This is a genomic window from Xanthomonas sp. 3058 (assembly GCF_014199765.1).
Taxonomy (GTDB): domain Bacteria; phylum Pseudomonadota; class Gammaproteobacteria; order Xanthomonadales; family Xanthomonadaceae; genus Xanthomonas; species Xanthomonas campestris_B.
This window is the reverse complement of the sequence record NZ_JACHOF010000003.1, coordinates 20,564-46,288: the sequence shown is the minus strand read 5'-3', so window position 1 is coordinate 46,288 and position 25,725 is coordinate 20,564. Positions and strand designations below refer to the sequence as shown.

18 protein-coding genes and 1 pseudogene are annotated in these 25,725 nt (G+C 64.7%); 8 read left to right on the top strand and 11 right to left on the bottom strand.

Annotation, left to right across the window (positions count from 1 at the left end; translation table 11 throughout):
- The first annotated feature begins 30 nt into the window (after nucleotides 1-30).
- Nucleotides 31-1,065: a glycoside hydrolase family 43 protein gene (locus GGR61_RS21080; protein WP_260286993.1), complete on the top strand. Its 1,035-nt coding sequence runs from the start codon at nucleotides 31-33 to the stop codon at nucleotides 1,063-1,065.
- 346 nt (nucleotides 1,066-1,411) lie between these two features.
- Complete coding sequence (locus GGR61_RS05775; RefSeq protein WP_184620764.1) at nucleotides 1,412-1,945, top strand: lipocalin family protein; 534 nt, start codon at nucleotides 1,412-1,414, stop codon at nucleotides 1,943-1,945.
- 84 nt (nucleotides 1,946-2,029) lie between these two features.
- On the opposite strand, the gene GGR61_RS05770 is transcribed toward GGR61_RS05775, so the two are convergent.
- Nucleotides 2,030-2,383, bottom strand: a complete 354-nt coding sequence (locus GGR61_RS05770) for a ribonuclease E inhibitor RraB (protein ID WP_184406580.1) — start codon at nucleotides 2,381-2,383, stop codon at nucleotides 2,030-2,032.
- 194 nt (nucleotides 2,384-2,577) lie between these two features.
- Nucleotides 2,578-3,150, bottom strand: coding sequence for a hypothetical protein (locus GGR61_RS05765; protein ID WP_184620763.1), 573 nt, complete (start codon nucleotides 3,148-3,150; stop codon nucleotides 2,578-2,580).
- A 155-nt stretch (nucleotides 3,151-3,305) separates the two neighbouring features.
- Between GGR61_RS05765 and GGR61_RS05760 the strand changes: the two genes are divergently transcribed.
- Nucleotides 3,306-3,509 (top strand): YdcH family protein, encoded by a 204-nt coding sequence (locus GGR61_RS05760; protein ID WP_184406582.1) that lies wholly within the window; start codon nucleotides 3,306-3,308, stop codon nucleotides 3,507-3,509.
- Nucleotides 3,510-3,884: 375 nt separating this feature from the next.
- Here GGR61_RS05760 and GGR61_RS05755 read toward each other — a convergent pair whose 3' ends face one another.
- From GGR61_RS05755 to GGR61_RS05745, 3 genes are all read right to left on the bottom strand, one after another.
- Nucleotides 3,885-4,865, bottom strand: coding sequence for a zinc-binding dehydrogenase (locus GGR61_RS05755; protein ID WP_184620762.1), 981 nt, complete (start codon nucleotides 4,863-4,865; stop codon nucleotides 3,885-3,887).
- Between the two features lie 422 nt (nucleotides 4,866-5,287).
- The gene (gene plsB, locus GGR61_RS05750) at nucleotides 5,288-7,957 is read right to left on the bottom strand and encodes a glycerol-3-phosphate 1-O-acyltransferase PlsB (protein ID WP_184620761.1); all 2,670 of its coding nucleotides are present in this window, start codon (nucleotides 7,955-7,957) and stop codon (nucleotides 5,288-5,290) included.
- A complete protein-coding gene (locus GGR61_RS05745) occupies nucleotides 7,957-8,931 on the bottom strand; it encodes a hypothetical protein (protein WP_184406585.1) in 975 nt (324 codons plus the stop codon). Before GGR61_RS05745 ends, plsB begins: the two co-directional genes overlap by 1 nt.
- Nucleotides 8,932-9,336: 405 nt before the next feature.
- Here GGR61_RS05745 and GGR61_RS05740 point away from each other — a divergent pair, with 405 nt between their 5' ends.
- The 4 genes from GGR61_RS05740 to GGR61_RS05725 all read left to right on the top strand — a co-directional run bounded on the left by GGR61_RS05740 (nucleotide 9,337) and on the right by GGR61_RS05725 (nucleotide 18,634).
- Nucleotides 9,337-10,389, top strand: coding sequence for a LacI family DNA-binding transcriptional regulator (locus GGR61_RS05740; RefSeq protein ID WP_184406586.1), 1,053 nt, complete (start codon nucleotides 9,337-9,339; stop codon nucleotides 10,387-10,389).
- A gap of 122 nt (nucleotides 10,390-10,511) precedes the next feature.
- Nucleotides 10,512-13,544 (top strand): TonB-dependent receptor, encoded by a 3,033-nt coding sequence (locus tag GGR61_RS05735; protein ID WP_184620760.1) that lies wholly within the window; start codon nucleotides 10,512-10,514, stop codon nucleotides 13,542-13,544.
- A gap of 309 nt (nucleotides 13,545-13,853) precedes the next feature.
- The gene (locus GGR61_RS05730; RefSeq protein ID WP_184620759.1) at nucleotides 13,854-16,883 is read left to right on the top strand and encodes a TonB-dependent receptor; all 3,030 of its coding nucleotides are present in this window, start codon (nucleotides 13,854-13,856) and stop codon (nucleotides 16,881-16,883) included.
- 230 nt (nucleotides 16,884-17,113) lie between these two features.
- On the top strand, nucleotides 17,114-18,634 hold the full coding sequence (locus tag GGR61_RS05725; RefSeq protein ID WP_184620758.1) for a tryptophan halogenase family protein: 1,521 nt from the start codon (nucleotides 17,114-17,116) through the stop codon (nucleotides 18,632-18,634).
- 164 nt (nucleotides 18,635-18,798) lie between these two features.
- Here the strand turns inward: GGR61_RS05725 and GGR61_RS05720 are convergent, their stop codons facing one another.
- The 5 genes and pseudogenes from GGR61_RS05720 to GGR61_RS05705 all read right to left on the bottom strand — a co-directional run bounded on the left by GGR61_RS05720 (nucleotide 18,799) and on the right by GGR61_RS05705 (nucleotide 23,730).
- On the bottom strand, nucleotides 18,799-20,265 hold the full coding sequence (locus GGR61_RS05720) for an XVIPCD domain-containing protein (RefSeq protein WP_184620757.1): 1,467 nt from the start codon (nucleotides 20,263-20,265) through the stop codon (nucleotides 18,799-18,801).
- Between the two features lie 14 nt (nucleotides 20,266-20,279).
- Complete coding sequence (locus tag GGR61_RS21075) at nucleotides 20,280-20,909, bottom strand: hypothetical protein (RefSeq protein WP_260286985.1); 630 nt, start codon at nucleotides 20,907-20,909, stop codon at nucleotides 20,280-20,282.
- A 193-nt stretch (nucleotides 20,910-21,102) separates the two neighbouring features.
- Nucleotides 21,103-21,720: pseudogene (locus GGR61_RS21070) on the bottom strand (DDE-type integrase/transposase/recombinase); the annotation flags it as partial.
- Between the two features lie 322 nt (nucleotides 21,721-22,042).
- Complete coding sequence (pyrF, locus tag GGR61_RS05710; protein WP_184620756.1) at nucleotides 22,043-22,774, bottom strand: orotidine-5'-phosphate decarboxylase; 732 nt, start codon at nucleotides 22,772-22,774, stop codon at nucleotides 22,043-22,045.
- Nucleotides 22,771-23,730 (bottom strand): 5'-nucleotidase, lipoprotein e(P4) family, encoded by a 960-nt coding sequence (locus tag GGR61_RS05705; RefSeq protein ID WP_184620946.1) that lies wholly within the window; start codon nucleotides 23,728-23,730, stop codon nucleotides 22,771-22,773. The genes pyrF and GGR61_RS05705 overlap by 4 nt, the downstream gene beginning before the upstream one ends.
- A 333-nt stretch (nucleotides 23,731-24,063) precedes the next feature.
- On the opposite strand from GGR61_RS05705, the gene GGR61_RS05700 reads away from it, so the two are divergent.
- Nucleotides 24,064-24,720: a YceH family protein gene (locus tag GGR61_RS05700; protein WP_184620755.1), complete on the top strand. Its 657-nt coding sequence runs from the start codon at nucleotides 24,064-24,066 to the stop codon at nucleotides 24,718-24,720.
- A gap of 152 nt (nucleotides 24,721-24,872) precedes the next feature.
- On the opposite strand, the gene GGR61_RS05695 is transcribed toward GGR61_RS05700, so the two are convergent.
- Nucleotides 24,873-25,724: an STM4011 family radical SAM protein gene (locus GGR61_RS05695; protein WP_184620754.1), complete on the bottom strand. Its 852-nt coding sequence runs from the start codon at nucleotides 25,722-25,724 to the stop codon at nucleotides 24,873-24,875.
- Between the last annotated feature and the right edge of the window lies 1 nt (nucleotide 25,725).

Below are 25,725 nucleotides of genomic sequence, written 5' to 3'. Positions count from 1 at the left end.
CTCCCTCCCACCTCATGCACAGGTACGCGCATGTCCGATGAATCGTCCACCGCTGCACTGCAGGCCCTAGCGCGCACCGCCATCTCCGCACCGCTGGTCACCCACCTCTACACCGCCGACCCTTCTGCCCACGTGTTCGACGGTGCGTTGTATCTCTATCCGTCCCACGACATCGATGCCGGCGTTGCCTTCAGCGACGATGGCTCGCATTTCGACATGGCCGACTATCACGTGTTCCGCATGGCGCACCCTGAGGCGCCGGTGGAAGACCTGGGCCAGGTGCTGCATGTGCGCGATGTGCCCTGGGCGCAGCGACAGCTGTGGGCGCCGGATGCTGCCCAGCGCGACGGCAAGACCTATCTGTATTTTCCCGCAAAACGCGCCGACGGCCTCTTCCAGATCGGCGTGGCGGTAGGCGATGGCCCGCAAGGCCCATTCGTCGCAGAGCCCGAGCCCATCGCCGGCGCCTATTCGATCGACCCGGCAGTCTTTGCCGACGATGACGGCGCACATTATCTGTACTTCGGCGGCATCTGGGGTGGCCAGCTGCAGCATTACCGCGACAACGTCTATGCACCGACCCATCAGGAACCCGCAGACGACGCGCCTGCCCTCGGCCCACGCGTGGCGCGCCTGCGCGAAGACATGACCCAACTGGCCGAGCCCACCCGCGAGATCGTCATCCTCGACGAACACGGCACCCCAATACGCGCCGGCGACCACGCCCGCCGTTTCTTCGAAGGCCCCTGGGTCCACCACCACGCCGGCCGCTATTACCTGTCCTACTCCACCGGCGACACCCACCGCATCTGCTACGCCACCAGCGATACCCCGTACGGGCCGTTCGCCTATCAGGGCGTACTGCTGGCACCGGTGGTCGGCTGGACCACGCATCACTCTGTCTGCCTTTTCGACGGACAGTGGTACCTGTTCTATCACGACGCGGTGTTATCAGGCGGACAGACGCATTTGCGCAGCATCAAGATGGCGCCGTTGGAGCACGACAAGGATGGAAGGATCGCGACGATCTATCCGTATGGGGAAGGGGCGGTGTCGCCTTGGTGAATGCCGTTGGGCAACCGCCTCCCGAGATCCAACCAGCCCGCCATGGCGCGACCGCTGGCACTGAACGAAAGTCCTGTCCCCTCTGCGCTTCCAAAGCACGTCGTGATCCTCACTGCGGCTGATCGTTGAACCAGCGCTCACCGCCCTGTGATCGCGCGCTTCCTGCCGTCTGCGCAACGCTTGGCTCTTGCTCTTCAACGTTGCCATGACGAGTCGCACGGTACCCTCATCTCACTGCGACAGTGGGCCAGCTTGCGGCTGGGCCGGACCTGCATCGCATGGGGCCGCATCCAGGCGCCTTGCGGCGACGTAGGCCGATGTACATGCTCTTTTGATGGAGGTTGCCATGCGACATCGTTCGATGCTGTTGTTACTGACACTCGCGGTCCACGGGAGTGCTGGCGCAAGCGATTCAGGCGCCGCCCTGCCCCGCGCAGACACCGTTGATGTGCCACGCTTCATGGGCGACTGGTACGTCATCGCGCATATTCCTACCCGGCCCGAGCGCAAGGCCTACGATGCCGTGGAGCGCTATGCGTTGCGACCGGATGGCCGCATCCAGACCACGTTTACATTCCGCAAGGGCAGTTTCCAGGCGCCGCTCAAGTCCATGCATCCGATCGGCGAGGTCGCAAAGGAGGGCAATGGCGCACTGTGGAGCATGCAGTTTCTCTGGCCGTTCAAGGCCGAGTACGTGATCGCCTGGCGTGATGCAGACTATGCGCAGACCATCGTGGCACGCAGCAAGCGCGACTACGTCTGGTATATGGCGCGTACCCCGCAGGTGTCCGATGCCGACTATCAGCAGGCCGTTCAACGTATCGCCGCCATGGGCTACGACGTGTCACAGCTGCGTCGCGTGCCGCAGTCGCCGCGGTAACGCGGTAACGCGTCAATGCTGTAAAAACTGCGACGCGCTCAGTGATGCAGTAACTGCATCCTAGGCTCTCGCACACTGACTGCATTAAACGTCTTTGTCATCCACCGCAAACTCCCAGCCATCATTCAAACCACCCAACGGCCTGGCCTCCGTTGCCAGCTCTTCTTCGAAAGCCGAAATCGCCTTGTACGACGGGATCATGGTCGGATACACCGTCACGTCCATCGGAAACGCCGCGTTTTCCTCGTAGTGACAGCAGCGAACTTTCTGCTCGAAGCGGAGCAGCGTCACTGAGAATTCCAATGCCGACTCCTTCGTGGGGAAGACGACGGAAAACGCGATCTCGCGTGGCTTGGAAAGATCCACCCCTTGCTGGGCGATGTGCCAGAGGGTGTCGCCGTTATCGTCGTTGGGGTACAGATCCGGATGTCGTTGCATAGGGGCTTCGGTCTTTAGCGGCCGGTTGACCAAAGACGAATCTTAGCGCTTGACACGTCTGGTCTGGTTGGCTGGTCCCAAAATCCAGACGTCAGTTCCTGGCGCCAGCAGTTTCTCCGCCCGACCAAGCGAAGCACCGGCCGGGCAGTGAGGGCCACTCAGGTGGCCGCGCGAGGCGCGACCACCCGATCAATTCAGGGAAGCCAAACCAGATTCATCAACTGCGGATCGGCCGTCACCTTGACCAGCTTGCCACTAGGGCCGAACTGCACCTGGTACTCGGAGAAACTGTCGCGCCAGTAGCGCCACAGCGAGGCTTCCAGATTCGGGTTTTCGCTGCTGATCGGGTAGCCGACGGCCATCAGCACCTGTTCGCGGGTCATGCCGCCGGTGAGCTTTCCATCGTTGATGGCCTGGCGAATCTTCGGCGGGAAGGTGGCGAGCTTGACCTTGGGGTCGGCGGTGACGACGTAGCGTGCGGCGAAGGCGGTGTTGTCCAGGTCGCGGCTGTAGTCGTTGCCGATGGACTGCTTTTCGCCGGCGATCTTGAGGTTGACGCGGTTGCGGCCAAAGCCGGTGACGCTGACCGGGGTGCCGACGGGGAGCACGCGCTTGCCGTCTTCGGCGTAGTTGCTGTCGCTGATCCAGCTGCCGTCGGTGCGCAGGTTGCAGCACAGAAAGCCGTCGTACTTGGCAGCGTCGGCAGCTGCGGCGAGGTTGGCGGCGGTGAGCAGGCTCAGGGCCAGCAGGGAAGAACGCAAACGCATCGTAAAGACTCCATTCTCGACGGCCGTGGCCGCATGGCAATGATGGGTAGGGCGCGCCGTCGTTTCCCCGATGGCGCGTGGGCATTGTGGCAGCCTCGGGCGTGTTGGCAAGCGCGGGTGACGCGGCCGGCCCGTGGTTGTGTATGCTCGGAACCGTGGACACTCTCTCACCCGCCGAGATCGCCGAGCAGATCGCCGAGTTGCGACGCGCCCATCGCGCGTTGGACGAGGAAATCCAGCGCGTGCCCGCCAACCCGGAGGACGAGTTGCAGATGAAGCGCTTGAAGAAGCGCAAGCTGCATCTCAAGGACTGCATCACGCGGCTGGAAATGGAGCTGGTGCCTGACGAGCCGGCGTGATGCCGTGCATGCGGCCGCTTGGGCTGGCGTTGCCGTCGTGGAGATCCGCGTCGCGGTGGCAGGCGGTTGGGCAGGCAGGGTTCGTCTGATGGTGGACGCCGGCTTGCGCTGAGGCCGGTCGTGCTGGTCGCTTGGGCCGTCCCCTCACCCCAACCCCTCTCCCGCAAGCGGGAGAGGGGCTAGTGCGCATGCGAGCTCGCTATTCCACTGCCGCACAATGTCCTTCTCCCGCGTGCGGGGAAGGTGCCCGCAGGGCGGATGGCAGCAGTCTCGCGGGCAGATGCGCAAGCCGTTCCTCTCCCGGCAGGAGAGGGACGTTTGTCTCAATGATTTGGTGACGCACCTGCTGTCTTTGAGCCAGTTGCGTCGGTGTGCTCAGCCAGCGCGCAGCAGGACCTTGCCACGACGCCCCGGTTCGGCGCTTGCGGCGGCAGCCTTGGCGGCGTCTTGCAGATCGAACACCGCTTCCACCGGTAAGGCCAGGCTGCCATCGAGTGCGGCTTTCAGCAGCTCACCGATCATGCGGCGCTTGTCCTCGGGTTTGGTGGCAGTGGTGACCTTGCTGCCCCAGAAGCCGCGCACGGTGGCCTGCTTGAAGATCACATCGCCGCTGGAAATCTGTAGCGGCTCGCCGGTCATCGAGCCGAACGAAATCAGTTCGCCACCTTCGGCCAGCAGCCCCATCAATTCGCCTGCCGCGCTGCCAGCGACCGAGTCGATGGCACGCACGATCGGCGCGTCACCGACCAGCGCGCGCACATGGTCCTGCCAACCCTCCTGCGCGGTGGACACGGCATTGCCGATGCCGAGCGCCTTCAGTTCCTCCACCCCGGCATCGCGGCGCACCAGGTTGATCACGTTGATGCCGCGCGCGGCAGCGAGCATGGCCACGGTCTTGCCGACGGCGCCATTGGCGGTGTTCTGCACGATCCAGTCGCCTTGTTGCACGTGCAGGAATTCGATCAGCATCAGCGCGCTCAGCGGCATGGCGATCAATTGGCAGCCGCGGTCGTCGTCCAATGCGTCGGGTAGCGGCACGACACCGGAGGCACTGGCGAGGAAGAACTCGGCCCAGCTTTCGTGGACGCCGGCGGCGACAACGCGTTGGCCCACTTGCAGACCTTCGACGCCTTCGCCGAGTGCGTCGATCACGCCTGCGGCTTCGCTGCCACCGATGGCGGGAAGCGCGGGCTTGTAGCCGTAGTTACCGCGTACGGTCCACAGGTCGTGATTGTGGATCGGCGCGCGGCGCATGGCGATGCGCACCTGGCCCTTGCCTGGCTGCGGCGTGGGCCGCTCGCCGAGTGCCAATACCTTGGCCGGATCACCGAATTGGGTGTGGACCGCTGCGCGCATGGACGTCTCCTGCCGGACGCGCCTGACGTAGAACGCACCCGATCATTGTGAAAGGTCAGCCGATGTTATCGGCAGGGCTGCAAGTGCGCGATGAAACCAACGGCGGTTTTGTGTGAAGCCTGCGTTGTGTGTGGCGCTGCGCTGTTGGAGTGACTTGCTGGTGCGAGATGGATTGCACGCCCTCATCCGCCCTGCGGGCACCTTCTCCCGCTGGCGGGAGAAGCGAGCGTGGGCCGATCACTGATTGCAGCGATCCGAGGCTGCAATCGTCCATTGCAGCGAGCTGATACAGCGATGAGCGAGTGCAGCACGCTGCCGCACCGATCAGCTGTTGCAGCCCCCTGCTGCAGCCATCCGCTGGCGCAAGAACCCGGCGCAGCGATCGTTGTGCACGAACCTGATGGGGCAGAAGCCCGACCGCCTCACTCGGACGGCGGCACTACCACATCGGGCTTGGCTGCGGCCGGGCTGACCCGTTCGATGGTGTGGCGCAATTCGCGGCCGAGAATGAACTTGGCATCCTTCGCCCACACATCCAGCCGGTCGTCGAACATCAGCTTGCTGTTCTCATCCGGCCAGACCAGACGCAGCTCGCGCAGTTTCTGGATGAAGCCGCGGAACAGGGTCTTGTCGAAAAACTCCGGCGCTGCCGGGGCATACAGCAGGCTCAGACGTTGCGCGGCCTGTTGGCACAGGCTTTCCAGTTCGCCGGCACCGAGCACGCCGGGGCCGTTCTTCACCAGCACCGAAATGGCGATGTAATAGCGCTCGAAGGCCTGCTGCAGCGAGTGGCCGATCGCGCGCAGGCGGAACACTTCGTCGGTCTGCCCGGTGTTGCGGGTCAGCACGCCGCCATCGTCGTCGGCGACATTGAGCAGCAAGCCTTCGCGTACGAACATGTCGATGGTCTGTTCGATGCGTTCGGCAAAACGATCTTCGCTCCACGGCAGGAACAACTCGGACTGCAGGAACGGGTAGACGGTGCGACCCAGGCGCAACAGACCGGCACGGCTCATGCGGCGGTTGTTCTGGAAGCAGCACGCCACCCACGACGAGGCCGTGAACAAATGCAGCACGTTATTGCGGAAATAGCTCAACAGCACTGCGGTGTCGCCACTGACGCTCAACACATCGCCCAGCGGATGCGACACGCGCGTGAGCACGTTGATCTCTTCGGCGTGGGTGATGATGCGCGCCGGGGTGTGCGGGGTCACGGTGACGCGGTCCGAATACGGCATTTCCGCCAGCAGCTTCTTGCACAACTCGATCTGCGCGATCAGGTCGGCCTCGCCCATCGCATGCTTGGGCGTGGACAGCAGCGCCAGCGCCAGCAGGTTGATCGGGTTGACGTCGGCGGCGCAGTTGATGCGGGTCTGGATCTGGGTGGACAACGTATCCACCGCCGGTGCCAGCCAGGTCGGTTTTTCGTCGTCGGGCAGCGGTTGGCCGTCCCAGTCCGGGGCGTGCTTGGCCAGCACGTCGTTGAGCGCGATCGGCTCGCCGAAGTTCACCACCACCTGGCCGTAGTTCTGCTTGAGCACCTTGGGGATCGACCACAGCAGGCCCCAGATCGATTCCTTCTCCTTGGGCCGGCCGGTGAGTTCGTCCAGGTAGCTGTTGCCTTCCATCAGCTTCTCGTAGCCGATGTACACCGGCTGGAACAGCACCGGCTTGCGCGGCTGGCGCAGGTAGGCGCGCAGCGTCATCGCGATCATGCCGCCCTTGGGCTGCAGCAGACGGCCGGTGCGCGAGCGCCCGCCTTCGACGAAGTATTCGATCGAATAGCCGCCGGCCACCAGCTGGGCGACGTATTCGCTCAGCACTGCCGAATACAGCGCATTGCCCTTGATCGAGCGACGGATGAAGAACGCGCCGCCCTTGCGCAGCAGCGTGCCGACCACCGGCAGATTGAGGTTGATGCCGGCCACGATATGCGGCGGCACGATGCCGCGCTCATACAGCAGGTAGCTCAGCAGCAGGTAATCCATGTGGCTGCGGTGGCTGGGCACGTAGACCACTTCGTGTCCGGGCGCGGCCTGCTTGAGCTTGTCCAGGTGATGCACCAGCACGCCGGCATAGATGCGGTTCCACACGTGGGTCAGCAGGAAACTGGCCGAGCGCACCACCGGGCTGGAATAGTCGGCGGCGATTTCCCAGGCATAGGCGTGCGCCTTGCGCCAGGCGTCGACCGGCTTGGAGTTGTCGCGCTTGGCCTGGATGGCGATGGCCTCGCGCACCGAGTCGGCAGCCAGCACCTGGTCCACCAGCAGGCGGCGGGTGGACAGGTCCGGGCCGATCACCGCCTCGCGGATACGCCGGAAGTGGGTGCGCAGCACGCGCTGCAACTTGCGCAGGGTGCGCTCGGGCGGCAGGCCTTCGGCCATGGTCTGGCGCAGCGAGATCGGCGGCGCGAAACGCACGATGGTGGTGCGGCCGTTGAGCAGCACCGACAGCAGGCGACGGAAGCGGCCGACCAGCGCCCAGTTTTCCGAAAACAGCACCGCAAACCAGCCGCTCTGCTTGTCGGGCGCGCGGCCGACGAAGATCGACACCGGCACCAGATGCACGTCCAGATCGGCGCGCACGCGATGCGCCTGCAGCAACTTGGCCAGCGAATCGGAATGGGTCTTGCCGCCGCGCTGTTCGGGGATCAGCGAATTGCTGCTACTGCGCCGCGACAGCGCCAGATAGGCGCGCTTGCGCTCCAGCGGGTCACCCGGCAGCGGCACCAGCGGCGACGGCAGCCCGGCCTCGCGGCAGGCCTTGTCCAGGATCAGCGCATTGGACATGCCGTAGTCTTCCAGCACGTACACCACCGGCCGGCCGTCGTCGTAGCGGCCGGGTTGATCCGGTTCGATGGTCAGGCTCAACCACGGGTCGACCAGACGACCGAGCAGGCGCGCCCACCACGGGCGTTTGGCGTTACGCCCGACGGCAATGACCGGCCCGACAGGCGATGCGGCGTCCAACGCCGACGCTGCGGCAGGCGCCGGCACCGCCGTGCTGCCGGCGATCTCGGCGGCAGCCGGGGTGGGCGGGGCGGGCTGGCCGTCCGGGAACGGCAGGGGATTCTGTTCTGGCATCGCCATCATTATCGCCCAGCCGGGCGTTGCCCGGTGTCCGCTGGCGCGGCAGGTACGGCCGTCGGCGTGTCGGGCGCTGCAACGGCGTCGGGTAAGGGCGGGGTCGGCATGGCGCTGAGCAGCGCCTGCACCTCGTCCTGGGTCTGCTGCTGATACCAGTGGCCGTCGCGCTTGATCAACGCGATGGTGAGGTCGATATCGCGGGCCGCCAGCGGATAGCGCAGACGCACCTGGGCGCGATCACCGTCCTGCTTTATCAAACCGGTGCGCAGCGCATCCAGGCTGCTGTCCAGCGACAGGTCGTAGCGCTCCAGCACGGTCTTGGCCGCCGCCCAGAACGGCCCGAGCCGGCGCAGGCTCTCTTCCATGCCCAGGCCTTGCAGATCGGCATCCGAGCCAATGCCGGTGGCGCGGGCAGCGGTCACCAGGTCAGTGATGCTGGCCTTGGCGCGCGCGCGATCGGCCAGCGGGGCGGTGGCGGCCCAGGCGCTCAAGGCATCGACCAGTTGCATGTAATGGGCGCGCTGCTCGGGTTGATAGTCGTTGCGGCTACGCAGGTATTGCACACCGAACTGGCCCAGCGACTGCGCGGCCTGGGCGATGCCCTGCGACTGCCCGGCCAGTTGCGCATCGAAGGCCTGCTGCAAGCGGCGCTCGGCGCCTGGCGCCGACAAGGTGCCGAGCAGGCTGCCGACCTCGTTGGGCAGCGGCAGTTCGGTCAACGGCCAGCGGCTGGCGCCACTGCGCCAGGCCGCTTCCAACTGGGTGTATTGCGCGGGCGTGACCCGGATCCGCGCATAGGCGACCAGATCGTTGCGCCGCAAGGGCAAGGTCATCGACTGCATCGCGGCGGCCGGCTCGGCGGTGGCGCCAGGCAGTGCAGCAGCCCTGTCTTGGCGCTGGCAACTGCCCAGGCACAGCGCTGCCAGCAGCGCCCACGCAATGAACCGGAACCGGCCGGTACGGACGGTAGATAGCGACATGCGCACGCTGTTTCCCCTGATCGATCGGCGCATCTTGCTGTCTGAGTGCACTGGCGGCAAGGCATGCAGCAACCGTGCGCTCGGGTACGGCAACAAATGTTAGATTTTCGTAGTTCCATGCACGTTGTCACCCGGTGTCCGACATTGACCGCTGTTGTCTTCTTCGGACAACGTTGTCCAGGCGGCGGCGCAAGTCCTTGTGCCGCCTGCATTTGGCGGAATGCTGCGGCGCATCATGTAAGCGCTTGCAGTTCCTGCTAGCGTGCGCCCCATCTCGCTCTGAGGTCGCCATCGGTTGGGGCCGATGTCATTCATGTGCATCTATGACACGAACGCTCTGCGCCAGCGGACCGTGCGCCCCTACCCGGCGTGCGGCGGCAACCGCATTGTTTTGGCGGTGTCGCCATGAGTCGGCCACGCTCGGAAGGCGGCAGCGTCACCATCAAGGATGTCGCGCGCGAAGCGCAGGTGTCGGTGGCGACGGTCTCGCGCACCATGAATGGACATCAGCATGTCGCCGAGTCGGTCCGCGAGCGCGTGCTGCAGGTCGCCCGCGCACTGCACTACATCCCGCATCACGCCGCGCGCAGCCTGAGCAGCCGGCGCACCCACACCATCGGGGTGGTGTTGCCGGACCTGCACGGCGAATTCTTCTCCGAACTGATCCGCGGCATCGACCAGGTGGCGCGCGATCAGGGCTACCACCTGCTGGTGTCCAGCTCGCACGGCGACCCGCAGGCGCAGCGCAAGGCGCTGGAACGCCTGCCCGGACGCGTGGACGGGGTGGTGGTGATGTCGCCCTCGCTGGGCGACTCCGGCGTGCACGAGGACGCCCTGCCCGGCGGCCTTCCTGCGGTGCTGCTCAACTGCGCCGGCACGGCCAGCCAGCGCCCGGTGCTCAACGTGGACAACTACGGTGGCGCGCGGGTGATGACGCGGCACCTGCGCGAGCGCGGCCACCGCCGCATCGCCTTCATCGCCGGGCCGGCCGACAACTTCGATGCGCACGAGCGTCTGCGCGGCTATCGCGACGAGCTGGCGCTGGATGCGCAGGCGCAGCCGTGGGTGCTGCCGGGCAACTTCGATGAAGAATCCGGCTACCGTGCCGGCCAGGCGCTGGCGCAGGACACGCGCCCGGATGCGGTGTTCGCCGCCAACGACATGATGGCGCTGGGCTGCCTGTTCGCGCTCGGCCATGCCGGGCTGAAGGTGCCGCACGACATCGCACTGGCTGGCTTCGACGATGTGCCGATGGCGCGCTACGTGCTGCCGGCGTTGACCACCATGCGGGTGGATATCGCCGGGCTGGGCGCGCGCGCCTTGCAGCTGTTGCTGGATCAGCAACTGGGCGATGCCCCCGCCCCGCCCGCCGATGCCGCAGTGCAGACGTTTTCCGAGATGGTTCCCGAACTGATCGTGCGCGCGTCCAGCGCGCCGCGTGCTGCGCCTCCGACGTAAGGCGCGTCGCGGCTGCTTGCTCATGTGTTGCTTGTCGTGGTTGTCCGCTGTCCCGCTTTATGCAGTTTCAACGCGCCAGTGATTCCACTGGTTCGCGCTTTACCCCTGGGAGGGGGGAAGTCATGAACAATTACCGCACCGTCTCCACCTTGCCGGCGCGCAGCTTGCTCTGCTGCGCCCTTGCCGCCTCATTGTTCGCCGCCTCGCCGGCCATGGCCCAGTCCAGCAACGCCACGTTGCGTGGCCAGGTCGCCTCGGCACAGGCCGGCACCACGGTCACCGCGACCAATGTCGCCACCGGCGCGGTCAGGCGCGTGCCCACCGGCGCTGACGGCAGCTACGCGCTGGTCGGCCTGCCTCCCGGCACCTACAAGGTGGACGCCGGCTCCGGCAGCGCGCAGACCGTGACCCTGTCGGTGGCCTCCTCGGTCACCTTGAACCTGGGCGGTGGCGCGGCGGCGCCGGCAGCGGCCGGGGAGGCGACCACGCTGGACGCGGTGCAGGTCACCGCCACCACGCTGCAGGAGGTCAAGACCTCGGAAGTGGGCACCAACGTGTCGCTGAAGCAGATCAGCACCGTGCCGCAGCTGACGCGCAACTTCCTGGAATTCGCCGACACCGTGCCGGGCATGCAGTTCGAGACCAACTCCAACGGCAATAGCCAGATCCGCGGCGGCGCGCAGGGCAGCTCGGCGGTCAACGTCTATATCGACGGTGTCGGCCAGAAGAGCTACCTGTTCGGCGGCGTCTCCGGGCAGGAGCAGAGCGCGGGCAACCCGTTCCCGCAGCTGGCCATTGGCGAGTACAAGGTCATCACCTCCAACTACAAGGCCGAGTTCGACCAGGTCGGCTCGGCGGCGATCGTGGCCTCGACCAAATCCGGCGGCAACGAGTTCCACGGCGAAATTTTCGGCCGCACCAGCAACACCGACTTCCGCGCGCGTCAACCCGACGAACGCGCTGGCGCGCCCAATGCCGACGGCAGCAAGCGCAAGACCCACCAGGACGAATACGGCTTCGCCCTGAGCGGGCCGATCGTGCAGGACAAGGCGCATTTCTTCTTCAGCTACGAAGGCAAGGGCTTCGAGGTCTCGGCCGATCCGGTCGCCGTACCCGACAGCTTCAGCGCGCTCAGCGACGATCTGCCGGCGGGCGTGCAGAGCCGGCTGGGCTCGGTGACCCGGCCGTTCAACGAAGACCTGTACTTCGGCAAGGTCGATTGGGACATCGGCGAAAACGATCGCCTGGAGCTCACCGGCAAATACCGCGATGAGGAAAGCCGCGACAGCGTGGGCAACCAGACCACCGCGCTCGCCTCCAAGATCAATCTCAATACCGAAAAACGCTTCGACCTGCGTTGGCAGCATTACGGCGAGCGCTACGTCAACGAAGCGCGCGTGTCCTACGAGGACGTGCTGTTCAATCCCACCGCCTACACCATCGGCAGCCAGACCGTGTACACGCGCGGCATCGCCGAAGACGACGTGCTGCTCAACGATGGCGCCACCAGCGGGCTGGCGATCCAGCGCAAGGGCCAGAAAGGCCCCAGCTTCCAGAACGACCTGACCTTCAACAACCTCGAATGGCACGGCAACCACGTCATCAAGATGGGCGTGAAGTACAAGGAAGTGGAGCTGACCCAGAGCGAAAACTCGGCGACCAATCCCTCGTTCTACTACGCAGTGGGCGATGGCGTCGGCACCGCCGCCATTCCGTACCAGGTGCGCTTCAACCTGCCGTTCGCCGGCGCCGCACCGTCGGTGACCACCACCAGCAAGCAGCTGGGCCTGTATCTCCAGGACGACTGGGACGTCAACGACAAGCTGCAGTTGAATATCGGCGTGCGCTGGGATGGCGAGAAGATTCCCTCGTACCTGGACAACGTGACCCCACCGGAAGTGGTGGCGGCCTTGAACGGCCCCGGCACCGACCCGGCCGTCAGCGCTACCTACGCCGAGCAATTGGCCAAGGGCGGGGTGGACATCAACGACTACATCAGCAACGGGCGCAATCGCAAACAGGACAACAACAACTTCGCGCCACGCCTTGGCTTTTCCTACGATTTCCGTGGCGACGAGTCGCTGGTGCTGTTCGGCGGTGCCGGCCGCAGCTACGACCGCAACCTGTTCGACGTGATGGGCCTGGAGCAGATCAAATCCGCGCTGGCGCAGTACACCATCCGCTTTGCCGGGCCCACCAATTGCGTCCCGGCACCCGGCACCTGCACCGCCTTCGATCCGGCGTTTGTGAGCAATCCGGACAGCCTGGGCAACCTGGTCGATGCGCGCGTGCGCAACGGCGAGATCGACCTGCTCAACAACGATCTGAAGACGCCGTATGCGGACCAGTATTCGTTGGGCCTGCGCACCCAGCTGGGCGAGTGGAACACCTCGGCGACGGTGTCGTATATCCATAGCAAGGACGGTTTCATCTTCACCCTGGGCAACCGGTTCGCCAACGGCGATTTCTTCCAGAACGGCGGCCAGGCCTTCGGCCAGACGCCCCAGGGCTTCGGCAACCTGATCATCGGCAACAACGGGGTGGAGACCAAGACCGGCCAGCTGCTGCTGTCGGCCGACAAGGCCTATACCAAGGAAAGCGGCTGGGGCCTGACCGCGGCGTACACCTTCTCGCGTGCGCGCGGCAATCGCGGCAACGACGATCGTTACGGCTTCGATGCGGCCACCATTGCCGACTACCCGTTCCTGGACCTCAATGCGGTGCCGCGCCACCGCCTGGTACTCACCGGCATCTACGACCTGTTCTGGGGCATCAGCGGCTCGGCCAAGCTGACCCTGGCCACGGTGCCGCCGCGCAACGAGGCGATCTCGTTCGACCAGTACGGCGGCCCGACCTCGGACAATATCCGCGTGGTCTCGGTGGACGCGCCCGGCGGCAAGTTCATCGCCGGCGGCGACATCTTCGGCACCCGCCAGCTGGATCTATCCTTGTCCAAGGACATGCACATCACCGACGCGGTGACGGTGCAGGTGCGTGGCGATCTGATCAATGCGCTGAATTTCCGCAACTACGACCAGTACAGCATCGACTGGGGCAGTGCCGGCATCTACGACCCGCGCGTGAGCATCAATCAGTACGGGGCGATGTCCACCCCGCCGCGCACGTTGTTTATGAGCGCCCGCATCATCTGGTAATGGTGGCCCGGATGGCAGCTGGCGCATCGATGCCGGTTGTCCGCTCAGGCGCTGGTACTGCATCGGCCCCACGGCAATGGGGGGGCCGGCCGCAGGGTTTGCGTCGCTTTACCGATCGACGGTGTGTGCCTGCAGCGCGGCGCTTGATGTGCGCGATGCTGCGGGCACCACGCTTGCTTCCGCGATCGTTTTGTTGTTTGCCGTTCCTGCTGTTGCCGACCGCTGCATCCGTTTCATCCATACCCAGCACCAAACTCGACGCGCCAGTCACTTACTGGTTCGCGCTTTACCCCTGGGAGGGGGAGAGTCATGAAGAAGCACCGCACCGTTTCCACCCTGCCCGCACGTAGCCTGTTGTGCTGCGCCCTGGCTGCCTCGTTGTTCGCCACCACGCCGGCCATGGCCCAATCCAGCAACGCCACGTTGCGTGGCCAGGTCGCTTCCGCGCAGAGCGGCAGCGAGGTCGTCGTCACCAATCTCGCCACCGGCTCGGTGCGCCGCGCACCGGTCAACGCGACCGGCAACTACACCATCGTCGGGTTGCAGCCGGGCACCTACAAGGTCGAATCCAACGGCGCCAGCCGCACGGTGACCCTGTCGGTAGCCTCCAGCGCCACCGTCAATCTCGGCACGGAGACGGCGGCGCCCGCAGGCGATGCGACCACGCTGGACACGGTGACGGTCAGCGCGCCGATGATTCGTGACGTGAAGACGTCCGAAGTGGGGAACACCGTGTCGCTGCGACAGATCCAGCAGCTGCCGCAGGCCACGCGCAACTTCCTGGAATTCGCCGACACCGTGCCGGGCATGGTGTTCACCATCGACCAGGACGGCAACACCAAGCTGCGCGGCGGCGCCTCCAATGCCAGCGCCAGCAACCTGTACATCGATGGCGTGAGCCAGAAGAGCTACGTCTCCGGCGGCGGCATTGCCGGCCAGGACGAAACCCAGGGCAATCCGTTCCCGCAGCTGGCCATCGGCGAGTACAAGGTCGTCACGTCCAACTACAAGGCCGAGTATGGCCAGATCAGCGGCGCGGCGATCACTGCGGCGACCAAGTCCGGCACCAACGAGTTCCATGGCGAAGCGTTCTATCGCTTCACCAATCAGGACCTGCGCAAGCAGCGTCCGGACGAAGCCGACGGCAAGGTCGATTCCCAGACCAAGGAATACGGTTTTGCGTTGGGTGGCCCGATCATCCAGGACCGCATGCATTTCTTCGTCGCCTACGAAGGCAAGGACAACGTCGCACCCAAGAGCGTGCAGCCCAGTGCCGAAGCGACGCCCTTCATCGGGCTGCTGCCGTCGAACCTACGCGATCAGTACGGCGCGTCGAACATGCCGTTCAGCGAGGACCTGTACTTCGGCAAGATCGACTTCGAACCGACCGACAACGATCGCATCGAGTTGGCCACGCAGTACCGCGACGAAACCCAGGTCAGCAACGTGGGCGGCCAGAACGCGCCCGATCGCGCCGTGGACAAGATCAACAAGGACAAGCGCACCAGCCTGCGTTGGCAGCACAGTGCCGATGGCTGGTTCAACGAAGCCATCTTCACCACCGAGGATTCGCGCAATCTGCCCACGCCGCGCGGCGTGGGCAATGGTTCGATCTATACCTATATCGATCGCACCCAGGCCGACCCGCGCCAGTGGGTGTTTCTCAATACCGGCGCCGCCAGCGGCGAAGACTTCAAGCTGCGTAGCCAGAAGGGCTGGTCGTTCCAGAACGACCTGACCTTCAATGCACTGGAGTGGCACGGCGAGCACACCATCAAGACCGGCGTGACCTACCGCGACATCAAGCTGACCTCGCGCGAATCGAGCTCGCTCAATCCGCAATTCAGCTACGAAGTCAGCCAAAACGGCGTGGCGCCGGTGCCGTTCCAGGTGCGCTACATCCGTGCCTTCGACAACCCCGGCCAGCTGCCGGTGGTCGAGTCGCCGTCCAAGCAATACGGCATCTACCTGCAGGACGACTGGGCCGCCACCGACAAGCTGATGATCAACATCGGCGTGCGCTACGACTACGAAGACACCCCGGCCTACACCGACTTCGTGACCTCGCAGCCGTTCGTGAATGCGCTGTATTCCGACGACCCGGAAAACCCTGGCCAGCCGTGGGCCAACCGCCTGCTGCCCAGCGGCGTCAACGTGGCCGATTACATCAGCACCGGCAACAACCGCAAGAACTTCAAGGATGCCTGGGCGCCGCGCCTGGGTTTCTCGTACGACCTGTTCGGCGATGAGGCGGCGGTGATCCATGGTGGTGCGGGCCGTTCCTACGACCGCAACCTGTTCGAACAGCTGGCGCTGGAATCGGTCAAGGCCGCGCTGTCGCCGGTGGTGGTGTACTTCAGCGATGCCGCCAGCGGCCAGGGCTGCTTCCGCGACGACCGCGCCTGTGCACCGTGGAATCCGGCGTTCCTCACCGGCATCGATCAGCTCAACACGATCCCCGGCACCAGCGACAGTTCCGAGCTTTTCATGTTCAAGAACAAGCTCAAGACACCGTACAGCGACCAGTACAGCATCGGCATCAGCAACCAGGTTGGCGACTGGCTGACCGATGTGACCTTCCAGCGCATCCTGTCTTACGACGGCCTGGTGATGAGCCTGGTCAACCGCTATCCGAACGGCGCGTACTTCGACGCCAACGGCGGCGTGCCGTGGGGTGAGCCGGTGCCGGGTTATCGCAATACCGTCATCGGCTACAACGGTCTGGAGCAGCGCAGCAGCCAGGTGTTGCTGTCGGCCGAAAAGCCTTACACCAAGGAATCGGGTTGGGGCTTGAACCTGGCTTACACACATACCAGCGCGCGCCAGAACCGCAACATCGACGAGCCGTTTGCGTTCGACAAGGCCACCGTTCGCGACTACCCGTTCGTGAAGTCCGATGCGGTGTCGGCACATCGCTTCGTCGCTTCCGGTTCGCTCGATGGCCCATGGGGCGTCACCTTCGGCGCCAAGCTGGTGCTGGCCACGCCCGAGCCGATCAATACGATCGCCTGCTACGGCTTCACCGATCCCGATGGCGGCACCTGCCAGCAGGTCGGCGTCACTCCGCCGGGCAATGGCAAGTTCCTGGTGGGTGGCAAGATCTGGGGGTATCGCACCGTCGATCTGCAGGCCACCAAGGACTTCACCGTGGCTGGCGACTTCAAGCTGACCGCACGGGTCAACGTGCTCAACGTGTTCGATTTCAAGAACTTCAGCCAGTACGAATACAACAGCTTCGGCAGCAACGGACGGCTCGAGCCGGATATCACCGTTGTCAACAACGGCGAGATCAGCTACGTGCCGCGCAGCGTGATCTTCGAAGTGGGCGCAAAGTTCTGATCCAACGTAACCTGCACGCGCATGCACCTGGATGCGCGTGATTCGAACGGGGCCGATTGGCCCCGTTCGCCTATCAGCTTCTGGAGCGGCTGACACAACGTAATGCGCAGTGGTCAGGTGGGTGCGTCAACATGTGCAACTGGTGCTGCATATCGCACCGGTTGCAACCGTCAGACAGTGCGCGCAGACGTTTTGTCAGTGGCTTTATTTCTTTTGAGGACCGGACCTCCATGATCCCCGCTCCGCTTCGCAACATCGTCATCGTCGGTGGCGGCACCGCCGGCTGGATGGCGGCCGCCGCCTTCGCGCGCGTGCTTGGCCCCACCTTCAATGTGCAGCTGATCGAATCCGAACAGCTCGGCACCGTCGGTGTCGGCGAAGCCACCGTGCCGCACATCAAGGCTTTCAACAATCTGCTCGGCATCGATGAAGCCGAGTTCGTGCGCCAGACCCAGGGCAGCTTCAAGCTCGGTATCGAGTTCGTCGACTGGCAACGGCCGGGGACGTCGTATATCCACGGCTTCGGCACCCAGATCGGGCATCCGCTCGGGCTGCTGCCGTTCCATCAGTACTGGATCAAGCAGCATGCACGCGGCAAGGCGCAGCCGCTGGGCGCCTACACGCTCAACACCGTGGCCGCCACGCGCGGCAAGTTCATGACCTCGGCCGGCGACGTGCCGGCCAATTCGCCGCTGGCCAATATCGCCTACGCGTATCACTTCGATGCCACGCACTACGCGCGATTTTTGCGCGGCTATGCGGAGCAGCGTGGCGTCACCCGTATCGAAGGCCTGGTCGAACAGGTGCAGCTGCACCCCGACTCCGGCCACGTGCAATCGCTGCAACTGGCCTCCGGGCAGGTCGTCAGCGGCGACTTGTTCATCGACTGCTCGGGCTTTGGTGGGCTGTTGATCGAAGAAGCGCTGCACACCGGCTATCACGACTTCACCCACTGGCTGCCGTGCGATCGCGCGCTGGCGGTGCCGAGCGAAAAGGTCGGCCCGCCCACGCCCTACACGCGCTCCACCGCGCGTGCGGCTGGCTGGCAGTGGCGCATCCCGTTGCAGCACCGCACCGGCAACGGCTATGTGTATTCCAGCGCGCACATCAGCGACGACGAAGCGGCCGCCACGCTGCTCGCCAACCTGGATGGCAAGGCGCTCGGCGACCCGCGCCCGTTGCGCTTCACCACCGGGCGGCGCAAGCAGTTCTGGAACCGCAATGTGGTGGCACTGGGTCTGGCGAGCGGCTTTCTGGAGCCGCTGGAATCGACCAGCATCCATTTGATCCAGGCCGGCATTTCCAGGCTGCTGGAGCTGTTTCCGCGCGAGGGCATCAGCCCGGTGCTGGTGCAGCGCTACAACGACCGGCTGGCGTTCGAGTTCGACCGCATCCGCGATTTCCTGGTGCTGCATTACCACGCCACCGAACGCGACGACAGCGCGTTCTGGCGGCATTGCCGCACGATGCCGATCACCCCCGAGTTGCAGTTCACCCTGGACCTGTTCCGCGACAGCGGGCGCTTCTACCGCAATGCCGAGGAAATGTTCGCCGAGATCAGCTGGGTGCAGGTGATGGTGGGCCAGGGCGTGCTGCCGCAGGGCTATCACCCGCTGGTGGACCAGGTGCCCGACCACGACGCCGAACGTTTCCTTGCCAGCGTCGCGCAGACCATCGGCCATTGCGTGGACGTCATGCCGACGCATCAGCAGTTCATCGACCGCTATTGCAAGGCAGCGGCATTACAGTAGGTAGTCGCTCTTGCAACACTCTCTACACAAAATCGCAGCCCCGCTCTGTAGGGGGCGCGCCAGAATGTCAGTTTTTGCTAGGACGCGTTAACCCGTCTTGGGTGTCCCGTACCAGACCATGCGGCACTTGGTGCTTGAATGGGATGTTTTTCGCTGCTGAAGCCTCAGCGAGTCATCGATGGGCCGGTTTGGCTGACGGCTTGCTGTGATTGCTCCAATGCTTGCTGTTGTTCCCGCGCCTGGGCCTGACTTTGGCTGATTGCTTGCAGGCGATCGAACGACTGGGCCTCTGGTGTCTGCACGGCGTCCAAGGTCGGCATATGGGCACGCTGGTGAGCCGGGTCATTAAGAGCGCCCTGCACGACGAAGACTTTCTCGCCGCCGGCTAGCTGAGGCGTGGGGTTGTTGAGAACGACATGGTCCACCCGCGACAGCCCTTCCTCTTTTGCCATCGCAAGCAGGCTGGCAGTCATGCGCTGGCTTGCCCCGTCCCACTCTTTGCCGTGCTGGGCGTCGAGCTGCATCACACCGCCTTTGATCTGCTGGTACAGCGCGTGATCTGGGTGGCTTGGCTGTGAAGGTGTCTGCGCCGGGGAAGGTGGCGATTGTGGGTCGCGCTCTCGCAGCTCCTGCTCCAGCGCCTGGGCAGAAATCGGCGAGACGTGCAGGTGAGTATCCTTGCTGTGCTGGAAGAGCCCAGGGGTTGGCGGCTGCGTACTACTGTCCAGGTATGGCATGGGACGGGTGTCGCTGCCCAGGTCAATGCCGTTGCGCTCCAGGATGTCTTCCTTGAATCCCAGGCGCTGCATGTCCAGGATCATTGGCTGCTCTGGCTCGCCGGGCTTTGACTTGTTGTAGTGTCGCTCGTAGATGGCGGCTGTGCCGACCACCCATGGACCGTAATGGTTGACGTAGTCGGACTGGCCCGCATGACCGATACGGGTGTCCTTGACCGATTTGTCGAAGTAATTCACTCCCATTGCCTCGACGTTACTCGCCGTGGGCGACAACGTCAGGTCGCTATTAAACGTCAGGTTTTCCTTGGGCGTATAGACGCTTGGATAGCCGCTGCGCGTGACGAAATCTCTGGCCCGACCATCCGCAAATAGGTACACATCTTCAAGCGTAGGATTAGGATTACGACTCTTGACCGCGCTCACGATAGCGTTCCATCCGGTTATTTCGGCCGTTGCTTCGTCCGTACGGTTACTGGCCAGCACCTTCTCGCCAGCAGCAGTGTAATCGTGCGTGCTACGGGCAATTTTTATTGCCTCTGTCTTGAACTGTTCTCGCGCAAGCGCAGCAGTGGGACTATAAAGGCTATGCTGAATTTCATGTCCCAAGACGAAGGTCAAATTGCCTGCTGCTGCATGCTTGCCGTTGGCATCATTCACCAGCGATGCAAGCGGCAGGTGAATTTCCTGATCGCGTGGATCATAGATGCCTCCCGCATGCGGATCGTTTAACGGCGCAAAGCCTTTCAGCACCTTTTTCTGCACTGCCTCGTTGATCTGGCGGGTCAACTCGGGCGAATCGTTAAGGACCCGGTTAAAGTTGTCCAGATGCTCACGTGTGACACCTGGTTGCTGACCAAATGATGCCACCACGGCACTTGCTTCCTGGCTCAACATGTCCGCTCCTTGGACTAGCGAATTTGAACCCACTCGACGCACTGATGAGTGGTGCGCGCTAGAGGGACGTCAGCCTCGCCACGCGGGAAGAGCTCTACGCGCATCCCCGGGCGTTGAAAAATATCGCTCATCCATCGTCCATCCTCGACAATATTGCGCTGTCGCGAAAAACCCATTTTTTCGAGGTGTGCCGCAAATGCCTCGAAGTCGATCTGGCAGATATCCGACATAGACGGAGACGCTTCTGGCGGATTAGGCAGGAACAGGAACTCGAACCATGCACCCTTTACTTCGGTTCTGTTGACACCAAACCCGTAGTTCCAGTCTCGGGTCAGCACTCCGCTGGCACCGAACCGCCCGGAACCATCATCGCGATACTGCACCGACTGGCCCATTGCTCGAGACACATGGTCGGCATTGAACGATTCAATGCTGGCGCTTGTGCGAATCAGCTCAAGTACCCGCTTCAATGCTTCCTGCGCAGTACGTGGTCCACTTTTGGAAGGATCTGCAGGTACGTGATCGGCTGAGGAACTCATGGCAGATGTCTCCGTGACGGTTGCCGGGGCTGAGGTGGCGGCCGTGTGGGCGCATGCGCCCAGAGCGAGGGTGGCGAGCAAGGCGTAGAGGGGGCGCGCGAGCATGAAGCGTCCGTGGTGCGCTGGTGTGGTTGCGACGCTAGTGGCATCAGGCACCGAGGTCAATCGCAAGGGATCTCGGCGCGCTCCATCACCGCCTGACGCTGCGCACCTTGGCCAGCATCTCCACCTGCTCCAACACCTCCATCGCCAACCGCCCCTCGCTGGCAGTGTTCATCGCCCAGGGTTCCGTAGACACTCAGGCCCCTCGTTGCGAGTAGCGCCATTGGAACTCTGCAGGCGACAGTTCGTCATTGGAACCATGGCGGCGTTCGGGATTTTAGAAGACCTCGTTAAAGGCAAACACATCTGCGCGTTCGGCGTCTTTGATGGGGCGGACACGCCGCCTGAGCCGCGCGCGTCTGAGAAGGCAAAAGGAGCTCTCCACCGGCACGTTGTCGTGGCAGCTGCCACGCCGACACAGGCTGCACACCTGGCCACGAGCTGCAAGCAAGCTCTGCCAGTCAGTGCGGTGGTAGACCGAGCCTTGATCCGAGTGAGCCAGGGCACGGCCTTGGGATTGCACCGCCAGGGTGCAGACAACAAGGCCTGCAACACCAGATCGAGATCGGCGCGATCACGCATCGCCCAACCGATGACTTGCCAGAAAATAAAGTCGAGCACAACGCTCATGTACATCCAGCCTGCATGCATGCATGCATGCGGATATACGTGAAGTCGCTTACCCACACCGTGTCTGGCGCGTTCTCGCACTGGCGATCAAGCAGGTGCCCGCCATGGGAGCGTAGCTTGCGGCGTAGCCCAACTGGGCACTCAGCCCTTCGATGCACATCAGCCCATGCACGCGGTGGCGGCTATCGGCCAGCACTCGGCTCGGGCTTCGCTGCGATACGTGCTCGCCTTGTGCGCGGGATGACGCTCTATCCAATGCCGCCATGCAGCCGGTCGCCCCCGGTGATCCTGGTGAAGCGTGCTCTGACGGCCAAAAAAAAGGATCGGGCACAAGGCCCGATCCCTTCGAAAACCGGGACAAGCCCGGTGGACAATGAGTGGCACAGCTTCCGACTGACATCGGACGAGGGCATCGTACGCAGCCCTTAACGTTAAAGCAACACTTTAATTCTACCGAATTAACTTGTTGATTTGATTAGCCAGCGGATGCCATTAAGCGCCTCCCACTACGCCTGGCGCTGCCCCAATGCCGTACGAATCTCAGCCTGGATCGCATTCGCCGCCGCCGCCGGATCGGCAGCCAGGCGGATCGGGCGGCCGACCACGATGGCATCGGCACCGTCGTTGAATGCCTGCGCCACGCCCACGGTGCGTTGCTGGTCGTCGCCGACCGGGCCGCCGGGACGGATGCCGGGGCAGACGATCGAAAACCCGGTGCCGGTGGCGCGGCGGATCGGGCCGGCTTCCTGGCCGGAGGCGATCACCCCGTCGATGCCGGCGGCCTGTGCGGCCAGCGCGCGCTCCACCACCACGTCCACCGGTTCGCGGTCGATACCCATCGCGGCCAGGTCCGGGCCGCCCATCGAGGTCAGCACCGTCACCGCCAGCAGACGCATGTCGCCGTGGTTGGCCTCGGCGGCGGCCTGCAACATGCCGGCGTGCCAGCCGTGCACGGTGCAGTAGCTCACCGGCCACTGCGCCAGGCGGCGGATGGTGCCGGCCACGGTGGCCGGGATATCGAAGAACTTCAGATCGACGAACACGCGCTTGTTGCGCTTGGCCAGGGCATCGAGCACATGGAAGTACTCGCCGGAGGCCAGCAGCTCCATCCCGATCTTGTAGAACGCTACCGAGTCGCCCAGCCGGTCCACCCAGGCGATCGCCTCGTCATGGCTGGGCACGTCCAGCGCGAAGATCAGCCGCTCGTGCGCGGCCAGCGGCAGCGGCGCGCGGCTCATCGGGCCACCTCCAGCGCGGCGCGCTTGGCGTCGTGGCGCTGCTGCCAGGGCTGGGCGAAGTCGTTGTTGAACTGTGCCGGCTCCCAGCCGCCGTAGCTGGGGTTGGGCAGCATCCACCAACGCTCGCCGAACCAGTCGTGGTACTGCTGCAGCAATGCGCCACGGGCCTGGCTGGTGTTGGCGCTGACCTGCACGAAATCGCCCAGCTGGTCGCCGAACTGCATCAGCACGCGGTAGGTCTGCCCGGCCAGCTGGCGGCGGCAGTTCTTCTCGCTGCCGTTCTGCTCGCAGCCTTGCACCACCGTGCCCAGGCCGAGGAACACGCTGTCGTCGGCCACCGGCAGCCCGACGCTGCGCAGGTTGGCCAGGGTGGCGTCCTTGAGATGCACGGCGCGGTTGGAGATGTAGATCAGGGTGATGCCGCGGGCGTTGGCGGCCTTGGCGAAATCCACCACACCCGGGATCGCGGTGGCCTTCTTCTCGGCCACCCACTGGTCCCAACTGAGCTCGTCGTATTCCTTGCCGTCGCGCAGCAGGCGTGCCTGGTAGGGCGAGTTGTCCAGCACGGTCTCGTCCACGTCCAGCACCACCGCCGGTTTCAGGCCGGTGGCAGCATTGCTACGTTCTTCGGGGACCAGCGCGTCCCACTTGGGCTGCTTGAGCGCGACATCGAGTTTGTCGGCCGCAGCGCGGTAGGTCTGCTCGGCGACGGCGCGGTATTCCTCCGAGCGCTGCATCCACAGCACCGCGTTGAGGTTGTCGTCGCCGGCCGGTGCGGCGGTGGCCTGCGGCGGCGTCTTGGCAGCAGTCGCGCTGGCGGCGGCATTGGCAGACGCGGCGGCATCCTGCGCGGGCTGGGCCAGTTCCTTGTCGCCGGGCTTGCAGGCGCTCAGGGCCAGCACAGTGCAGGCGAGCAGGGACAACGGTGCGTAAAGCGAGGGGCGCATGGCATCCACCAGAACAGGAGCGGTCATTAAGCCCGCGATTTTAGCGGGTTCGCGCCGTATTGCCCGCTCTGCGGCTGGCGCGCTGTTAGCGGCGGCAGAGGCGCAGGGATGGCCATCGCTGTCACGCGGGTCGTATGGCAGCCTGGCCAGACGGGTTGTCACCGCTATTGCGGATGCGTGCTTGCGCCGGTGCATGCATGCGCAGACTCATCGTGACCGCGCAATGCAGGCCTGGCTCATGCAGACCTCGATGGCGTAAGCCGCACGGCGTGATCGCCGCATCGGAAGAACGCCGACACAGGATCGGCATATGCTTGTGCGCTGATTGCCCCGGAGTCACCCATGACAGAGACCTCGCCCCCGCCCGTCCTCGATACCGCCCAGGCCCGTGTGCTCGGCTGCCTGATCGAAAAAGAGGCCACCACGCCGGACGCGTATCCGCTCACGGTCAACGCCGCGCAGGTCGCTGCCAATCAGAAGACCGCGCGCGAGCCGGTGCTGAACCTGCAGACCGGCGTAGTGCATCACGCGCTGCGCCAGCTCGAAACCCTGGGCCTGGTGCGCCAGCAGTTCTCCTCGCGTGCAGAGCGGTACGAACATCGGCTGGGCAGCGTGCTGGACCTGACCCGGCAACAGGTCGCGGTGATCGGCCTGCTGCTGTTGCGCGGCCCGCAGACGCTGGGCGAGCTGTTCGCGCGCAGCGAGCGGCTGGCGCGTTTCAACGATGCCGAGGACGTGCGCCACCATCTGGACCGGCTGATCCAGCGCAACCTGGCGGTGCAACTGCCGCGCGCCAGCGGCCAGCGCGAGGACCGCTACATGCATCTGCTCAGCGGCGAGCTGGATCTGGATGCGCTGCAGGCCGCAGCTGCAACGCGCGAGAGCACGCCGCGCGGCGCCGACACCGCCGCCCTGGAAGCGCGCGTGCAGAGCCTGGAAGACCAACTGCAGGAACTGCGCGAGCAGGTCACCGAGCTGCGCACCCGCCTGGCCGAGTAAGCGCGGGGACCGAAACGCCTGCCAAGCCGCCAGCCGCGCGCGACCGGTGCTTGAACCAGGCGCGCACTGCGGTGACTGCGCGCCATTCCCCGATCACCGCCTGCCAGACTGTTGGCCGCTTCGGGCCAAGTCACCGGTCGGCACTGGCCGGATCACGCCGTCGCCGGTACCCGTTCCAGCACGCCGCCTGCGTAGTCGGCCTGGAACGGCAGGTCCGGCCGATGCACGTAGCCGATAAAGCAATCGCACCGCGTGTTGGGGCAGCTGCGGGCACGCAGCTGCGCCGCGAAACTGCCGTCGTACAGATTGCCCAGCGGCGTATCGACGAAGTGGCAGCGCCGCACGCTGCCGTCGCCATCCACCGACAGCACCGATTCGCCGGTCAGGCAGGGCGCGCCGAAGCTGGGCGGCGGAGCGAGGTTGTAGCCGAAATGCGGATCGATCCGGCTCAAGCGCTGTACCTGCTCGGGCGTGTAGTAATCGGGCGGACGCGGATCGAAGGCGTTGAGCCACATCGGCGTGGTGTCGGGCAAGGCCGCACGCAGCGCCTCGATCTCGTCCAGGTGCGCGTGCGAGGCCACCATGCCCACGCTGTGGCGCACGCCGCGTTCGCGCAACGCCTGGCAGCGCTGCAGGAACGCCGCGCGTGTCACCTGGCTGGGATGGTAGGTGCACCACAACGCCAGGCGGTCGAGATTGGCCGCGTCGAGCCAGCGCATGCCCATGCACAGGTTGGTCTGGATCGCCACGCGGCGCAGCTGCGGCAGCTGGCTCAGCTGCACCATCGCCTCGCGGTAATGCCGCCGCACCAGGCCCTCGCCCCAGGGCGTGAACAGGATCGACAACGGCCGCGTCTGCGCCTGTGCCCAGCCGACGAACCGCGCCAGATCCTGCGCATCGCGGCGCAGCGCGGCGGGGCTGTCGTAGGTCTTGGCGAACGGGCAGTAATCGCAAGCGTAATTGCAGCTGCTCAGCCTTCCCCGATAGAGCAATGACAGATGCATC

Bases quoted from the DNA above. Each gene is read 5' to 3' on its own strand.
- pyrF (WP_184620756.1), bottom strand. From the start codon at position 22,774: ATGAGCCGCGCGCCGCTGCCGCTGGCCGCGCACGAGCGGCTGATCTTC.
- GGR61_RS21075 (WP_260286985.1), bottom strand. From the start codon at position 20,909: ATGCTCGCGCGCCCCCTCTACGCCTTGCTCGCCACCCTCGCTCTGGGC.
- GGR61_RS05745 (WP_184406585.1), bottom strand. From the start codon at position 8,931: ATGTCGCTATCTACCGTCCGTACCGGCCGGTTCCGGTTCATTGCGTGG.
- GGR61_RS05735 (WP_184620760.1), top strand. From the start codon at position 10,512: ATGAACAATTACCGCACCGTCTCCACCTTGCCGGCGCGCAGCTTGCTC.
- GGR61_RS05725 (WP_184620758.1), top strand. From the start codon at position 17,114: ATGATCCCCGCTCCGCTTCGCAACATCGTCATCGTCGGTGGCGGCACC.
- GGR61_RS21080 (WP_260286993.1), top strand. From the start codon at position 31: ATGTCCGATGAATCGTCCACCGCTGCACTGCAGGCCCTAGCGCGCACC.
- GGR61_RS05730 (WP_184620759.1), top strand. From the start codon at position 13,854: ATGAAGAAGCACCGCACCGTTTCCACCCTGCCCGCACGTAGCCTGTTG.
- GGR61_RS05765 (WP_184620763.1), bottom strand. From the start codon at position 3,150: ATGCGTTTGCGTTCTTCCCTGCTGGCCCTGAGCCTGCTCACCGCCGCC.
- GGR61_RS05775 (WP_184620764.1), top strand. From the start codon at position 1,412: ATGCGACATCGTTCGATGCTGTTGTTACTGACACTCGCGGTCCACGGG.
- GGR61_RS05740 (WP_184406586.1), top strand. From the start codon at position 9,337: ATGAGTCGGCCACGCTCGGAAGGCGGCAGCGTCACCATCAAGGATGTC.
- plsB (WP_184620761.1), bottom strand. From the start codon at position 7,957: ATGATGGCGATGCCAGAACAGAATCCCCTGCCGTTCCCGGACGGCCAG.
- GGR61_RS05755 (WP_184620762.1), bottom strand. From the start codon at position 4,865: ATGCGCGCAGCGGTCCACACCCAATTCGGTGATCCGGCCAAGGTATTG.
- GGR61_RS05720 (WP_184620757.1), bottom strand. From the start codon at position 20,265: ATGTTGAGCCAGGAAGCAAGTGCCGTGGTGGCATCATTTGGTCAGCAA.
- GGR61_RS05695 (WP_184620754.1), bottom strand. From the start codon at position 25,724: ATGCATCTGTCATTGCTCTATCGGGGAAGGCTGAGCAGCTGCAATTAC.
- GGR61_RS05700 (WP_184620755.1), top strand. From the start codon at position 24,064: ATGACAGAGACCTCGCCCCCGCCCGTCCTCGATACCGCCCAGGCCCGT.
- GGR61_RS05770 (WP_184406580.1), bottom strand. From the start codon at position 2,383: ATGCAACGACATCCGGATCTGTACCCCAACGACGATAACGGCGACACC.